This is a genomic window from Mesorhizobium sp. P3_A9, assembly GCF_056402975.1.
The window spans coordinates 1-15,397 of record NZ_JBFUGJ010000128.1; the positions used below are offsets into that span (position 1 = coordinate 1).

Consider the following 15,397-nt stretch of genomic DNA (forward strand, 5'->3'; position numbering starts at 1 on the left):
GCCAGTGACAAGGTCGAAGTGCTTATCAGTCCTGCCGCGCCGGAGCCGCGCAAGAATGCGCGGAAGCGATCCCGTCTTGTCGACGAGCACCAACGCCGCCGCGGCGATCCTGTCGCGGGCGGCGGATCGCGCAATCCGATCATGACCGCCTACCGCCAAAGCGCCCTCATTTGCGCCGCCGCGATGGTTGACGGACCCAGACGGCCGCGCGATCTGAAGGCCTTGACGCCTATCGCGCCGAAAATTCTGCAGCATAATGTCTATGGCTGGTTCGCGCGCGTTGACCGCGGCCTCTACGATCTCACGGATGCCGGCCGCGCATCGCTGGTCCGTTGGCCGCAGACGGCGCACGATGCGCCTCGACACGAGATTTTGATTGCGCCGACCCCCTGAAAGCTGGGGCTTGCCGAGCATGACGCGCCCCTCTTGGTTGATTTTTCAGACAAAACATGCTGCTTGTCGCGCCCATGAAGACACTCTGCATGATGGCCATTGCGTCCCTGACGCTGGCTTTCCCGGCCAGCGCGATGGACAACGCATTGCGTGCCGGGCTGATGAAACTTGATCCCCAAACACGCCTCGAGCAGCGTTGCGATGCCGAAATCCTGGACCGGATCACCCACGATGATCGCAAGTTCAAGGCCGACCGGGTCGTCGCTTACGCCTTCGCCACGCCCGAGATGAGCGCCGATGCGATCAGGAGCCCTGGCGCGGCGTTCCGCAGCAAGGGACAGTGGTATCGGCTGAAATTCAAGTGCCAGACCGGGCCGGACCATATGGAAGTCCTGCAGCTGCGCTACCGGATCGGCGACGAGATTCCGGAAGCCGACTGGGCGAAGTACAATCTCTACGACTAGTTTTTCCACACGCGCAGCGGCGCAAGCGTTCGAGCTGCGAGAACTGAAAATCCCCCGGTAATCCCACTGTAACAAAAGTGGTTTCCCAACGTTGTCCGATGCAGCGTCTTGACGCCAGCGGACCATGCCTTTAGGCCCGTTTGGATAGTCGACGACGAACACTCGGCGAACAGGCAAGGGCTTCCAGATCCATGGAAATATTCACTGCCACCGGCCTATCGGCTCTTCTTCAGGTCATAGCCATCGATCTTGCTCTCGCGGGCGACAATGCAATCGTCATTGGCCTCGCCGCGGCCGGCCTGCCGGTAAGCCAGCGCAAGCGCGCCATTCTCGTCGGCATCGCGGCGGCAACCGTGCTGCGCATTTTCTTCGCCCTGATCACGCAATGGCTGCTCACCATTGGACCCATGCTGCTTATCGGCGGCGGCCTGCTGCTGTTGTGGGTCTGCTGGAAGATGTGGCGCGAATTGCGTGTCAGTCATGAACAAGAGCGCGACGCGACGGAAGCGCTGTCGAATGGAGATTTCGACAAGGACGGTGTCATCGGCGGCAAGGGGCCGCGCAAGACCTTCTCGCAGGCTGCCTGGCAGATCGTCATCGCCGACGTTTCGATGTCGCTCGACAACGTTCTTGCCGTAGCGGGAGCGGCGATGAACCATCCGACCGTGCTGATTGTCGGACTGGCCTTGTCGATTGCCTTGATGGGCTTTGCTGCCTCGTTCGTCGCGCGCCTCCTGCACAAATATCGCTGGATCGCCTATCTCGGCCTGGCGATCATTCTCTACGTTGCGGTGAAAATGCTGCTGGACGGTGCGGTACAGCAGTACCCCGAGCACTTCGCTTTCCTGGCACCCTGGTTCGGTTCCGGAGGCCACTGAGCCACTCCGATGGCGCGCGGCGGCCTGTCGGCCGGTTTGCTTGATTGCCGAAGCCATGCTATTGCGCCGCGCGTATTGGCTCCTGCCACGCGCCACAGACCGACATTTACAGCGACTTGAGGCCGGACCAGCGTTTCGGCCCGTGCCCCCATTGGAAACTTGCCTATGTCCGCCCCTCGCGTCAGTTTCGTCAGCCTTGGATGTCCGAAGGCGCTCGTGGATTCCGAGCGCATCATCACGCGCCTGCGCGCCGAAGGCTATGAGATCGCCCGCAAGCATGACGGCGCCGATCTCGTCGTCGTCAACACCTGCGGCTTTCTCGATTCCGCCCGCGACGAGTCGCTCAATGCCATCGGTTCCGCGCTTTCGGAAAACGGCAGGGTTATCGTCACCGGTTGCCTCGGCGCCGAGCCGGACGTGATTCGCGAGAAGCACCCCAACGTGTTGGCGATCACCGGGCCGCAGGCCTATGAGAGCGTGATGGCCGCCGTGCATGAGGCCGCCCCTCCTTCGCACGATCCCTACATCGATCTCCTGCCGCCGCAGGGCGTCAAGCTGACGCCGCGCCACTATGCCTATCTCAAGATCTCGGAAGGCTGCAACAACCGCTGCACCTTCTGCATCATCCCCGCGCTGCGTGGCGATCTCGTTTCGCGGCCCGCGGCTGATGTGCTGCGGGAAGCCGAAAAACTGGCAAAGGCCGGCGTCAAGGAGTTGCTCGTCATCTCGCAGGACACCAGCGCCTACGGCATCGACATCAAGTACCAGACGTCGATGTTCGGCGATCGTGAAGTGCGGGCGAAATTCCTCGATCTTTCGGAGGAGTTGGGCAAGCTCGGCATCTGGGTGCGCATGCACTATGTCTACCCCTACCCGCATGTCGCCGACGTCATCCCGCTGATGGCCGACGGCAAGATCCTTCCCTATCTCGACATCCCGTTCCAGCATGCCTCGCCGCAGGTGCTGAAGAACATGCGCCGGCCCGCGCACGGCGAAAAGACGCTGGAACGCATCCGCGGCTGGCGCGACGTCTGCCCGGATCTCGCGATCCGCTCGACCTTCATCGTCGGCTTTCCCGGTGAGACGGACGAGGATTTCGAGATGCTGCTCGACTGGCTGGACGAAGCCAAGATCGACCGTGCCGGCTGCTTCAAATACGAGCCGGTCCGGGGCGCCCGCTCCAACGATCTCGGCCTCGAGYAGGTGCCGCAGGAAATCAAAGAGGCACGCTGGCACCGCTTCATGCAGCGCCAGCAGAAGATTTCGGCGACGCAGCTGGCCAGGAAGGTCGGCAAGCGCCTGCCGGTGCTGATCGACGAGGCGCACGGCACCTCGGCAAAGGGCCGCACCAAATATGATGCGCCGGAGATCGACGGCTCGGTCCACATCCAGTCGCGCCGTCCGCTGCGCCAAGGCGACATCGTCACCGTCAAGATCGACCGTGCCGACGCCTATGACCTCTACGGTTCGGCTGTCTGAACCTTCAGTCAATTCTCCAGACAAATGAAAGGGCGCCTCGCGGCGCCCTCTCCATATTCGGTACGTGATGTGCCTTACTGCGGCAGCTTGTCGTCGACGCCCTTGACGTAAAAGTTCATGCCGAGCAGCGTGCCGTCATCGGCGACTTCACCGTCCTTCAGCCATGCCGAGCCGTCCTGCTTGGCGATCGGTCCGGTGAAGGGGTTCCAGCCGCCGGCGATCTTCTTCGAGGTTGCCTCGGCCATCGCCTTCACGTCGTCGGGCATGTTGGTGAAGGGCGCGAGCTTGACCGCGCCGTCCTTGATGCCAAGCCAGACATTGTCCGGCTTCCAGGTGCCGTCGATGGCTGCCTGCACCCGGCTGATGTAGTACGGRCCCCATTCGTCGGTCAGCGAGGTCAGCTGCGCGTTCGGCGCGAACTTGATCATGTCGGASGACTGGCCGAAGCCGTGCAGCTTGCGCTCCTCKGCCACCTGCAAGGCGGCGGTCGAATCGGTGTGCTGGACGATGATGTCGGCGCCCTGGTCGAACAGCGCCTTGGCGGCGTCTGCTTCCTTGCCCGGATCGAACCACGAATTGACCCAGACGATCTTGGCCTTGAAGTTCGGRTTGATSGACTGCGCGCCGAGCATGAASGARTTGATGCCCATCACCACTTCSGGGATCGGGAAGGARACGATGTAGCCGGCAACGCCRGMCTTCGATTCCTTGGCGGCGATCTGGCCGAGCACGTAGCGGCCTTCATAGAAGCGGGCATTGTAGAGGCCGAGATTGTCGCCGGACTTATAGCCGGTGGCGTGCTCGAACATCACTTTCGGAAATTTCTTGGCGACCTTCACTTCGGCGTCCATGAAGCCGAACGAGGTGCCGAAGATCAGCTTGCAGCCTTCGCGCGCCAGGCGCTCGAAAGCACGGTCGGCATCGGGCCCCTCGGAGACGTTCTCCAGATAGGCGGTCTCGACCTTGTCGCCGAGCGCCTTTTCGACTTCGAGCCGGCCCTGGTCGTGCTGGTAGGAGTAGCCGAAATCGCCGATCGGGCCGGTGTAGACCCAGCAGGCCTTCAGCTTGTCGGCGGCCTCTGCGGACGCGGCCAGCGACAATGCCGCTGTCGTCGTCATCAGGGCAATAAGCAGTTTTTTCATTGTGTTACCTCTCTGTGTTAAGCCTTGGAGCTTCCCGTTTGTTATTATTGTCAACGATCCGGAACGAATGGCTGCCCCAGGGATGCCGGCGTGTTCATCATCGTCAGACGCTTGTTGCGCGAGATTAGAACGAGAACCACGACGGTTGCCAGATAGGGCAGAGAAGAAAGCATCTGCGAGGGCACCGGAATGCCAAAAGCCTGTGCATGAAGCTGGCCGATCCAGACCGCGCCGAAGATGTAGGCGCCGGCCAACACACGCCACGGGCGCCACGACGCGAACACCACCAGCGCCAGCGCGATCCAGCCGCGGCCCGCGCTCATGTTCTCGACCCATTGCGGCGTGTAGACGAGCGACAGATGGCCGCCGGCCAGACCGGCGCAGGCGCCGCCGAAGATGACCGAGAGATAGCGGTAGCGGATGACCTTGATGCCGAGCGCATGCGCCGACGTGTGACTGTCGCCGATCGAGCGCAGTGTCAGTCCGGTACGTGTCTTGAACAGGAACCACATGACGGCGGCGGTCAGCGCGATCGAGATGTAGAAGATCGGATCCTGGCCGAACAGAAGCTTGCCGATCACGGGGATCTCGGTCAGGACCGGGATGTCGAGATTGGGCAGCCTGACACCGGGCTGGCCGACGAAGCTCGTGCCGATCATACCGGAGAGGCCGAGGCCGAGCAGCGTCAGCGACAGGCCGGTTGCAACCTGGTTGGTAGCCAGCGACAGCGTCATGACGGCAAACAGCAGCGAGAACAACGCGCCCATGACGATTGCCGCCAAAAGGCCGATCCAGGGCGAGCCGGTCAGGTAGCCGGCGCCGAAGCCGCCGACCGCGCCCATGATCATCATGCCTTCGACGCCGAGATTGAGCACGCCGGAGCGCTCGACCACCAGTTCGCCGATCGCCGCGATCAACAGCGGCGTCGCCGCCGTGGCGATGGTCAGGAGGATGTTGACGGTGATGTCCATCAGCGGGCTTCCTTCAACTTCGGCGCGGCCTCGAGCTTCGCCGCGCCTTCTGGTTTCGTCAGCGCCAGGCCGATCAGGCGGATGCGGTAGTGAATGAGCGTGTCGCAGCCGAGCACGAAGAACAAAAGCATGCCCTGGAACACCCTYGCCACCTTGTCGGAAATGCCGAGYGCGCTTTGCACCGCCTCGCCGCCGAGATAGGTCAGCGCCAGCACCAGACCCGCCGCGATGATTCCAAGCGGATTGAGACGGCCGAGGAACGCCACGATGATGGCGGTGAAGCCGTAGCCGGGCGAGATGACCGGCTGCAACTGCCCGATGGCGCCGGAGACTTCCGAGATGCCGGCAAGGCCGGCCAGTGCGCCAGACAGCAGCAAGGCGAAGAACACCATGCGGTTGAGGCCGAAGCCGGCGAAGCGCCCTGCCCGTGGGCTGGAGCCCAGCACGCGGACCTCGAAGCCCTTGAGCATGCGGCTCATCAGGATCCAGACCAGGACCGCGGCAACCAGCGCAAAGACAAAACCCCAGTTGGCGCGTCCGGCATCCGGCATCAGTTCCGGCAGCACGGCCGAGTCGCCGAACTGGATTGTCTGCGGGAAACCATGGCCCTGCGGATCGCGCCATGGGCCGCGCACCAGCCAGTCGAGGAAGAGCTGGGCGACATAGACCAGCATCAGGCTGGTCAGGATCTCGTTGGTGTTGAACCGGGTTTTCAGAAACGCCGGGATTGYCGCATAGGCCGCACCGCCGACCATGCCGAGCAGAAGCATCAGCGGCAGCACCAGCGGGCCTTCGAATTGCGGAAATAGCACCGGAATGGCGGAGCCGAAGATGGCGCCGAAGACGAACTGGCCCTCGGCGCCGATGTTCCAGATGTTGGCTTTGTAACAGACCGACAGGCCGACCGCGATCAGGATCAGCGGTGCTGCCTTGATCGCCAGCTCATGCAGCTGCCAGACTTGGCTGATCGGCTCGATGAAGTAGATCCGGAACGCGGTCAGCGGATTGACGCCGAGCAGCGCGAACAGAACCGCGCCGGCGATGATGGTCAGCGCGAAGGCGATGAACGGCGACAGGGCCGAAAACAGCACGGAACGCTGCGGGCGTTTGACGAGTTCGAGGCGCATCATGCCGTCTCCAGCGTATGTTCGGCGTGGCCAGGCTCGGCGCCGCCCATCAACAGGCCGACCTTCTCGAAGGTTGCTTCGGCGATCGGCATCGGCTTGGACAGCTCGCCATTGTGCATGACCGCGATCGCGTCCGAGATCTCGAACAGCTCGTCGAGATCCTGGCTGATCACCAGCACCGCCGATCCGCTGCGCGACAGTTCGATCAGTGCCTGCCTTATATGGGCGGCGGCACCGGCATCGACGCCCCAGGTCGGCTGATTGACCACCATGACGCTTGGGCGGCGGTCAAGTTCGCGGCCGACGATGAATTTCTGCAGATTGCCGCCCGAGAGTGCTGCCGCTTCCGGATCCGGCGCGCTCTTGCGCACGTCCATCGCCTCGATGATGCGTTGTGAGGCGGCATAGATCGCGGCGGCCCTGACCATCCCACCGCTGCTGACGAAAACCTTGCCGTCGGTGGCATGGCGCGAGAGCAAAAGGTTTTCCGAGAGTTTCATGCGCGGTGCGGCACCATGTCCGAGGCGCTCTTCCGGCACGAAGGCGGCACCCAGCAGGCGCCGTCCGGTGATGGTGAGGCCACCGGCATCCTTGCCGCAGATGCGCACCGAGGCGGCATCCTGCTGCAACACTTCGCCGGAGACGGATTCGAAGAACTCGCCCTGGCCGTTGCCGGCGACACCGGCAATGCCGATCACCTCGCCGGCTCGGACATTGAGGTTGATATTCTTGAGCGGAATGGAGAACGGCGTCGCCGGCTTGCGGCTGAGGCCGCGGATTTCGAGCAGCGGCAGCGCGGTTTCGATCCCCGCGACCGGCGCACGCACCACGGCCTGCACCTCGTTGCCGACCATCATGCGGGCAAGCGAGGCGGCTGTTTCCTCGCGCGGATTGCAGTGGCCGACCACCTTGCCATGCCGCAACACGGTTGCGCGGTCGCAGATGCGTTTGACCTCTTCGAGCCGGTGCGAAATGTAGAGGATCGATTTGCCTTCCGCGCGCAGCCGCTCCAGCGTCTCGAACAGCTTGTCGGCTTCCTGCGGCGTCAGCACCGAGGTCGGCTCGTCAAGGATGATGAGTTGCGGAGTCTGCAGCAGGCAGCGGATGATCTCGATGCGCTGGCGCTCGCCGACCGACAGGTCGCCGACCAGCGAGTCCGGATCGAGCGGCAGGCCGTAGCTGTAGGAAAGCGCCCTCGCCTTCGCGGCAATGCTGCTGATCGGCGCGCCGTCATCCAGGGAGAGCGCGATGTTCTCGGCCGCGGTCAGTGCTTCGAACAGCGAAAAGTGCTGGAACACCATGCCGATGCCGAGCTTCTTCGCAGCCCCCGGATTGGTGATCCGCACCGCCTGGCCGTTCCAGGAAATCTCGCCGGAATTGGGCTCCAGCGAGCCGAACAGCATCTTGACCAGCGTCGACTTGCCGGCGCCGTTCTCACCGAGCAACGCGTGGATTTCACCCCTGGCGATGTTGAGGTCGATATGATCGCACGCCGTCAGCGTGCCGAATATCTTGGTCAGGCCACGAACCTCAAGCAGGTTCGCCCCGTCATGATCTGCACTCACAGTGCCTCCCATCTGGTTAGCCAGATATGTTCTGTGTTCCCGCAAGCATGGTAGGCGCCGCCGGCTCTCAACGGAAAGCGGCACGCGTCTTGAAAGAGCTTCAAGAATTTCAGCGGAAATTCAAGGGATAGCAAGCCTGGCGGGACTAAGGGATGAGAATGGTCGTCCCTGTTGTCCTGCGACCCTCGAGGTCGGCATGCGCCTTGCCGGCATCCTTCAGCGCATAGCGCTGGTTGATCTGGATTTTGACGACGCCGCTGAGCACCACCTCGAACAGTGCAGCGGCGGAGGCATCAAGGTCCTCGCGTTTTGCATTGTAGACGAACAGCGTCGGCCGGGTCGCGAACAAGGAACCCTTCTGGGCCAGCAGCGACATCGAGAATGGCGGGATCGGTCCCGAGGACTGTCCAAAGCTGACGAACATGCCGAGCGGCTTCAGGCAGTCGAGCGAGGCCGGAAAAGTGTCGTTACCAACCGAATCGTAGACGACGTCGCATTTTTTGCCGCCGKTGATGGCGGCAACGCCGGCGACGAAATCCTGCTCCTTGTAGTTGATGACATGGTCGAAGCCGTGTGCCTTGGCGAGCTCGATCTTGTCGGTCGAGCTTGCCGTGCCGATGACGGTTGCGCCGAGATGTTTCGCCCATTGGCCGAGAATGAGGCCAACGCCGCCGGCCGCGGCATGGAACAGGATCGTGTCGCCGGCCTTCACCTTGAAGGTGCGGCGCAAGAGATATTCGGCGGTCATGCCTTTCAGCATCATCGCGGCGGCCTGTTCGTCGCTGACGCCTTCAGGAATCTTCACCACGCGGTCGGCCGCGATGACACGCTCCTCTGCGTAGGCACCGACATTCGTCGAATAGGCGATGCGGTCGCCGGGCTTCAGCCAGTCAACATCTTGGCCGACCTCCTGCACCACGCCGGCAGCTTCGCTGCCGGGAATAAGCGGAAAACCGCCAGGCGGCGGATAGAGCCCGGAGCGATGATAGACATCGATGAAGTTGAGGCCGATCGCGGTATGCCTGACCAATATCTGCCCGGTACCCGGCTGGCCGGGATCGGTGTCCTCATAGGTCAGAACTTCCGGGCCGCCATGGGCGTGGATGCGGATCGCTTTGGACATGGATTGGCTTCCTGTGGGAGTGGCTGATCAGGCCTTTTTGGCACCGAGATTTGGAAAGAACTGCATGATGCCACCGATGGAGGCGAGGTAAAGCCCGCTGATGGTAATGCCGATCTTGATGAAAGTGCTGACCTGCTCGCCCAGCACGCCGATCTGATCATAGAAGGCTGCCAGAGCCGCCTGCGCAAGCGCAAGCGCGCCGAAGGCGCACCACAAAAGCGTCATTGTGAGATTGATGCGCCGCAGCCGCACCACCCGCACCGGATGAATGAAATTGATCGGCACGAACGTCAGGATGCCGGCCACCACCACCACCGCGAACGAGACCCATTGTCCCGGCTCGATGACAAACAGCGTGAACACCACCATGTTCCAGACAACCGGGAATCCCTTGAAGAAATTCTCCTTCGTTTTCATCCCGGTGTCGGCATAGTAGATCGCGCTGGAGACGACGATGATCGCCGCCGACAGGAACGACAGGCCCTCGCCCATGAAGCCGCGCTGGTAGAGCGCGAAGGCCGGGATCAGAACATAGGTCACGTAGTCGATAATGTTGTCGAGGAGCTCGCCCGACCAGGTCGGCAGGATTTCCTTGACCTCGAGCTTCCTGGCGATCGGCCCGTCGATGCCGTCGACGAACAGCGCCAGCCCAAGCCACCAGAACATTGCCGTCCAGCGTTCCTCACTCGCCGCCACCAGCGACAGGAAGGCGAGGAACGAGCCTGACGCCGTCAGCAGATGGACGGAGAACGCCCTCGCCTGCGGCCATGTGACTTTCTTCTTCGGTCGCGGAATCCGGTCGGTGATCTTCTTGGCAGCTTTCCGTGCCGCCATATTCCTGGCCGCCATGCTCCTGGGCGTTGTGTTCTTGCTCACGGCCCCCGCCAATCCAGCTTGCAGATTTCGGCCGAGCGGCCAGCAAAGTTCCAGTTGCGGCCAAAGGCCCGCATCTTGCTCTTGTCGGACTTGGCCACGATGATCTCCGGCGCGATCCAGTATTCCGAATTCGTGATCACCGTATCCTTGTCGCGATCCTTGCCGGCGATTGGCGTCACCGCGCCGTCGATGATCTTCGGTATCTGGAAGATACGCGTCTTGTCCCGCGTCTCATAAGTGATCGGCACCTGTTCGACACCCAGGAATTTTCCGACCAGGATCGACAGCAGCGACGTCGTCCCACCGGCCTTGCCGGTGAAAATCTTCGTCAAAGCCTTGACCGCGTAGATCGAGGCGCGTTTGTCGATGAATAGACCCGCGGTCCAGTTGCCGCGGCTCATATAGCCGGGTATTTCCATGATCAGCCCAAGGTTGAGGCCAGATAGGTCGACCTCGCCGAAGTGGCCGGCATCAATGCGGAATCCCGCCCAGGTCTGGCAATAGCCCTCGGTCGGAGGGTGACTGCCGAGCGACAGCACGCAAGGACAAAAAACCGTGCAATTGCAGGAGAGTACGAGCTCTCCTTTCATTGCCCAGCTCTGATCTGTCATCGAATTTCCCCCACTCACAACGAGACTACTAGCAGSGCGGCKGCCCAGACAAGCAGTATCGCACCGGCCAGCCGGGTTGGAAGACTGCCCGTCGTCTGTTTTTCAATCAGGGTGAACACGCCGATCAGCGCCATCCAGAAGATGTTCATTACGCCGACGGCAAACATCACCAGCATCAGCGCCCAGCAGCAGCCGAGGCACCATATGCCTTGCACAACGCCGAGCCGGAACACGCGGATCGGTTTGGCGCTCCAGTTCGAAAACAGGATCGAGAACGGGTTKYKGCATTTYKTCAGRCARGCCTCCTTGAGGCCGCTGAACTGGTARAGGCCGGCAAYCAGCAATGTGAGCGCGCCGGCAATGCCAAGCACCGGATCGTACAGTTCACCGGACGCGGCGAAAGTGTGCACGCAGAGCGTCAGTGCCGCAAACAGCATCGAGGCGGCGAGCCAGACGCCGAGATAGCCGGCAACCAGCACCAGCGGGTGGGCGACCGGCTCGCCCTTGATCCGGGCCGTATCGGCGATCTCGCAATAGGTGCGGATCATCGGTGCCGCGGACGGCAGCATCGCTGCGATCGCCATCAGGAACCACACCAGGACAAGCGCCAGGGCGCGCAAGCCGATGCCTGCGTCCAGCGGCGCCGGCGACAGGCAGAGCGCGAAGAACCGTTCCAGGAAATCGGGCAGCGGCATCTGTGGCAGGCCGCGCAGGAAAGTATCGCCGGGCGCGCTGCCCCGGGCCTCGGCACCGCGAATTGCCATCGCGGCCAGCGACAACCAGGCGAGCGCGATGCCCGCGCCGACAACGACATTGACCGTCAAGCGCGGGTTGCGCGCAATATCAGCCGTGGCGCGGCCGGCGCGGTCGAGATGGCTGAAATCGTCCTGGTGGCCGGTCATGCCTCCGAATGGGCCGAATCGCCGCGTTGATCAAGCCGCATGATCTGACCTATATGCTCCTTGACTGGCAGGTCTGGTGGCCCGCCTCGCATCGCAAGCCGGAAGCCGATCCTTGGAGCATCAGGAAACAGCGCCGATACTGATTGCCGGCACCGGACCGGCAGGGCTGATCGCGGCGCTCGCTTTCGCTGATGCCGGCTTCCCGGTGACGCTTGTCGGGCCTGAGGCGTCGGCCCCCGATGGCCGCACCACGGCGCTGATGAACCCTGCCCTGAAAGTGCTTGAGCGGCTTGATGTCCTCGAAGACATCAAGCCCAAGGCCGCCCCCTTGAAGGTCATGCGCATCGTCGATGCGACCTCGCGGCTGATCCGCAGCCCCGTCGTCACCTTCCGCGCCAGCGAGATCGATGAGGACCAGTTCGGGCTGAACCTGCCCAACAGCGTCTTTGGCCCTGCGCTTGCCAGCAAGGTGGCCGCGCATTCCGGGATCGAATGGCTGAGGTCGATGGTCAAGACCTGGCGTCTCGATGCCGACAAGGCTTATGCCACCCTCGCCGACGGCGGTGAGGTTGGGGCGTCGCTGGCGGTCGCCGCCGATGGGCGTCTGTCGCCTGCACGCGAGGCGGCGGGCATTTCGACCGCTGCGCGCTCCTATCCGCAGGCGGCACTCGTGCTCAATTTCGGCCATAGAAGCGAGCATGCCTTCACCTCGACCGAATTCCACACCGAGACCGGACCGTTCACGCAGGTTCCGTTATCAGGCAATCGCTCAAGCCTCGTCTGGGTGGTCAAACCCGAGACCGCCAAGGAGCTTGCCGCACTGGATGATGCAGCGCTCTCGCTGCGGGTCGAGCAGCAGATGCAGTCGATGCTGGGCCGGGTGACGGTAGAGCCTGGCCGCCAGATCTATCCGCTTTCGGCGGTGACGCCCTTGCGTTTTGCACATCGGCGGGTGGCGCTTGTCGGCGAAGCCGCGCATGTATTCCCGCCGATCGGCGCACAAGGTCTCAACCTTGGCATCAGGGATATTGATGATCTGGTTGGAATTGCTGCTGAAAATCGTGGCGATCCCGGTGCGGCCAAGGCCCTTGCCGCCTACGATTTCAAGCGCCGCCCCGACATTCTGGCGCGCAGCAGCGCTGTCAATCTGCTCAACATGTCGCTGCTCTCCGATATGCTGCCGGCGCAGATGGCACGCGGCGCTGGTCTCGGCGTGCTCGGTGGCTTTGCACCGCTGCGCGCCTTCTTCATGCGCGAAGGGCTTCGTCCCGGCAGTGGTTTTGCAGCACTTGCCGGCGGCCTGCGAAAACCGATGCGGCAGCAGTAGTAATCTTGCGGATTTTATCGCGACGTCGCGACGTCAATCAAAAACCTTTGCGCCGTATTCTGCGTAGCTTGAAGACGCTCAAACGCTTCGGGATTGAATTGACTCGGAGTCTGCGCCAAATAAAGCCAAGGAATTCAGTGGTGAGTACGATGAAAACGGCCAAATTCGCGATCGGACAGGTGGTTCGCCACCGGCTGTTTCCGTTTCGAGGCATCATTTTCGACGTCGAYCCGCAATTCGCCAACACCGACGAATGGTACGARGCCATCCCSGCSGACGTGCGGCCGCGCAAGGAYCAGCCGTTCTACCACYTGCTCGCYGAGAAYTCGGAAACCGAATACATCGCCTATGTGTCAGAGCAGAACCTGCTTGAGGATCAGTCGGGCGAACCGGTCCGCCACCCGCAGATCAAGGAGATGTTCGACAAGAAGCCGGACGGACGCTACGAGCCGAAACGGCAGTCCAGGCACTGACGTCCCGGCATTCCGGCCATCCATCAGGATATCCAGGCCATGGCCAGGAACGAAAAAAGCGGGGCATGACCCCGCTTTTTCTTTGACTCGAGAATGCCCGAGCCGGTGATCAGTTGGCGGTCTTGGCCTTGTCCTGCTCTTCCTTGAGCTTCTTGGCGAAGTCCTGGTTGTTCTTGGCGACGAAGTCCTGGAGCTTCTTCTGCCGGTCCTCGATGTCCGACTGCTGCAGCGGCGGGCCGTCATAGGCGCCGCTGAAGCCCTGCAGCGCGATCTTGATCGGGTTGGCCTGGTTCTGGAAATTGATCGAGGTCAGCGTGATCCCCTGGCCTTTCTTGAATGCGGCGACGAGCTGGTCGGTCAGCGGCACTTCGGCCACGCAACGATCCGGGAAGCAGATCACATAGTCGAGCTTTACGGCCTTGCCGGTGTCGATCTGCAGGCCGATGCCGGGAGGTACGAGGCGGCCGGTCGGGACCGTCACCTGGAACACCTTGCGGTTCACCTTGCCCTTGAGTTCGATCATGCTCACGCCGGTGACGAGCTGGCCGTTGCCGGCAGTGACGATGTTCTGGACATTGCAGATGTCGACGTCTTCCTGCTTGGTGCAGGCCTTGAACCAGCCCTGTGGAATCTGCGGCTGCTGCTGTGCGGAAGCGGTGGGAAGTCCTGCGCCCAGAAAGCCGACCACGCCCGCGGCCATGACCGAAAGGCGGTACGCATTGCTGTTCAGGCTCGTCATATCGTGCACTTCCTCTCAAATGATCCCGGAACCGGCTTCTCTGCGCCGTGTGGTCCAGCTACCTGTTGCCGAAATGAGGCAACAGAATGACTTCGGTCGGCGTGTTACACTGCAAGCGGTGCCGAATCCAGCCCGCCTCCTGTAATTCTTGATGACACCATTGGCCGGCTCGCAGCTGCCTCATGCTAGGGTGCGCATCGAATCATCAAGCCGACCTGTTAAGGAGACGGTCATGGGCCGCGTTCTTGTTTGGCTGATCACCGCGACATCGCTTTTTACCCTTTCGCCGCGGCCGGCCATGTCGGAACCGAAGCACGCTATTGCCATGCAGGGCGAGCCGGCACTGCCGCCCGACTATACCCACTTCGACTACGTCAATCCTGACGCGCCGAAGGGCGGCAACATTACCTATTGCGTCGTCGGCAGCTTCGACAACCTCAACCCGTTTATCCTGAAAAGCCTGCGCACCACGGCGCGCGGCATGATGGATCTGAACTACGGCAACCTCGTTTTCGAGCCGTTGATGCAGCGCAACTACGACGAGGCCTTCAGTCTCTATGGCCTGCTCGCCGACAGCGTGGACATGGACCCCGAGCGCAAGTCGATCGAATTCCATCTCAACCCCAAGGCAAAATGGTCGGACGGCGAACCGGTGACGCCGGAGGATGTGCTGTTCACCTACGATGTCTTTACCGACAAGGGCCGCCCACCCTACAACGCACGCATGAGCCTGATCGCCAAACTTGAAAAGACCGGCGATCACAGCGTGCGCTTCACCTTCAATGACAAGGCCAATCGGGAAACGCCCCTGATCATCGCGCTGACGCCGATCCTGCCGAAACATGCCTTCAACAAGGAGACTTTCGACAAGACAACGCTGAAGCCGCTGATTGGCAGTGGACCTTACACCATTGCCCAGGTGGCGCCCGGCCAGCGCATCGTATTCAAGCGCAACCCCGATTATTGGGGCAAGGATGTCCCGGCCAAACGCGGCTTCGACAATTACGACCAGATCACCATCGAATACTTCCTCAACGCCAACGCCAAGCTCGAGGCCTTCAAGAAAGGCCTCTGCGCCCTCGACGACGACAGTGATCCGGTCAAGCGTGAGCGCGATCTGGATTTCCCGGCCTTCCACAGGGGGGACGTGGTCGCCGAAACCTTCGACACCGGCATTCCGCCCGTCGTGACCGGTTTCCTGTTCAACACGAGGCTGCAGAAGTTCTCCAATCCGGAGGTTCGGCGCGCGCTCGGCATGCTTTACGATTTCGAATGGGCCAACAAGAACCTGTTCGGCGGCAAGTACACACGCTCGATGAGTTATTGG

At 62.0% G+C, this 15,397-nt stretch carries 16 protein-coding genes; 7 read left to right on the forward strand and 9 right to left on the reverse strand.

The window, feature by feature from the left end; translation table 11 throughout:
- From AC1DX0_RS18245 to rimO, 4 genes are all read left to right on the forward strand, one after another.
- Window positions 1-393: DUF2161 family putative PD-(D/E)XK-type phosphodiesterase (locus tag AC1DX0_RS18245; protein WP_477356329.1), on the forward strand; the 393-nt coding region annotated here is incomplete at its 5' end.
- A gap of 56 nt (window positions 394-449) precedes the next feature.
- Entirely contained in the window at window positions 450-857 is a 408-nt protein-coding gene (locus tag AC1DX0_RS18250; RefSeq protein WP_181173525.1) for a DUF930 domain-containing protein, read from the forward strand.
- Window positions 858-1,048: 191 nt separating this feature from the next.
- Window positions 1,049-1,735, forward strand: coding sequence for a TerC family protein (locus tag AC1DX0_RS18255; RefSeq protein ID WP_477220585.1), 687 nt, complete (start codon window positions 1,049-1,051; stop codon window positions 1,733-1,735).
- 165 nt (window positions 1,736-1,900) lie between these two features.
- Window positions 1,901-3,214, forward strand: coding sequence for a 30S ribosomal protein S12 methylthiotransferase RimO (gene rimO / locus AC1DX0_RS18260; RefSeq protein ID WP_477356331.1), 1,314 nt, complete (start codon window positions 1,901-1,903; stop codon window positions 3,212-3,214).
- Window positions 3,215-3,288: 74 nt separating this feature from the next.
- Here rimO and AC1DX0_RS18265 read toward each other — a convergent pair whose 3' ends face one another.
- The 8 genes from AC1DX0_RS18265 to AC1DX0_RS18300 all read right to left on the reverse strand — a co-directional run bounded on the left by AC1DX0_RS18265 (window position 3,289) and on the right by AC1DX0_RS18300 (window position 11,531).
- Window positions 3,289-4,356, reverse strand: a complete 1,068-nt coding sequence (locus tag AC1DX0_RS18265) for a BMP family ABC transporter substrate-binding protein (protein WP_477356333.1) — start codon at window positions 4,354-4,356, stop codon at window positions 3,289-3,291.
- A gap of 50 nt (window positions 4,357-4,406) precedes the next feature.
- Entirely contained in the window at window positions 4,407-5,327 is a 921-nt protein-coding gene (locus AC1DX0_RS18270; RefSeq protein ID WP_477220582.1) for an ABC transporter permease, read from the reverse strand.
- Window positions 5,327-6,457: an ABC transporter permease gene (locus tag AC1DX0_RS18275; RefSeq protein ID WP_477356335.1), complete on the reverse strand. Its 1,131-nt coding sequence runs from the start codon at window positions 6,455-6,457 to the stop codon at window positions 5,327-5,329. Before AC1DX0_RS18275 ends, AC1DX0_RS18270 begins: the two co-directional genes overlap by 1 nt.
- Window positions 6,454-8,031, reverse strand: a complete 1,578-nt coding sequence (locus AC1DX0_RS18280; protein ID WP_477220580.1) for an ABC transporter ATP-binding protein — start codon at window positions 8,029-8,031, stop codon at window positions 6,454-6,456. The genes AC1DX0_RS18275 and AC1DX0_RS18280 overlap by 4 nt, the downstream gene beginning before the upstream one ends.
- A gap of 133 nt (window positions 8,032-8,164) precedes the next feature.
- Window positions 8,165-9,142: a quinone oxidoreductase family protein gene (locus tag AC1DX0_RS18285; protein ID WP_477356337.1), complete on the reverse strand. Its 978-nt coding sequence runs from the start codon at window positions 9,140-9,142 to the stop codon at window positions 8,165-8,167.
- Window positions 9,143-9,169: 27 nt separating this feature from the next.
- Window positions 9,170-9,976, reverse strand: coding sequence for a phosphatidylcholine synthase (gene pcsA / locus AC1DX0_RS18290; RefSeq protein ID WP_464614770.1), 807 nt, complete (start codon window positions 9,974-9,976; stop codon window positions 9,170-9,172).
- A gap of 38 nt (window positions 9,977-10,014) precedes the next feature.
- The gene (locus AC1DX0_RS18295; protein WP_477220578.1) at window positions 10,015-10,629 is read right to left on the reverse strand and encodes a DUF1326 domain-containing protein; all 615 of its coding nucleotides are present in this window, start codon (window positions 10,627-10,629) and stop codon (window positions 10,015-10,017) included.
- A 14-nt stretch (window positions 10,630-10,643) separates the two neighbouring features.
- Window positions 10,644-11,531 (reverse strand): DUF2182 domain-containing protein, encoded by an 888-nt coding sequence (locus tag AC1DX0_RS18300; RefSeq protein WP_477356339.1) that lies wholly within the window; start codon window positions 11,529-11,531, stop codon window positions 10,644-10,646.
- Between the two features lie 112 nt (window positions 11,532-11,643).
- Here AC1DX0_RS18300 and AC1DX0_RS18305 point away from each other — a divergent pair, with 112 nt between their 5' ends.
- Entirely contained in the window at window positions 11,644-12,858 is a 1,215-nt protein-coding gene (locus tag AC1DX0_RS18305) for a UbiH/UbiF family hydroxylase (RefSeq protein WP_477220576.1), read from the forward strand.
- A 149-nt stretch (window positions 12,859-13,007) separates the two neighbouring features.
- Window positions 13,008-13,331, forward strand: a complete 324-nt coding sequence (gene hspQ, locus AC1DX0_RS18310; protein WP_027027770.1) for a heat shock protein HspQ — start codon at window positions 13,008-13,010, stop codon at window positions 13,329-13,331.
- Window positions 13,332-13,440: 109 nt separating this feature from the next.
- Here hspQ and AC1DX0_RS18315 read toward each other — a convergent pair whose 3' ends face one another.
- A complete protein-coding gene (locus AC1DX0_RS18315; RefSeq protein ID WP_477220575.1) occupies window positions 13,441-14,070 on the reverse strand; it encodes an invasion associated locus B family protein in 630 nt (209 codons plus the stop codon).
- A 232-nt stretch (window positions 14,071-14,302) separates the two neighbouring features.
- Between AC1DX0_RS18315 and AC1DX0_RS18320 the strand changes: the two genes are divergently transcribed.
- Window positions 14,303-15,397, forward strand: a 1,095-nt coding sequence (locus AC1DX0_RS18320) for an extracellular solute-binding protein (RefSeq protein WP_477356341.1), incomplete at its 3' end; no start/stop codon positions are given.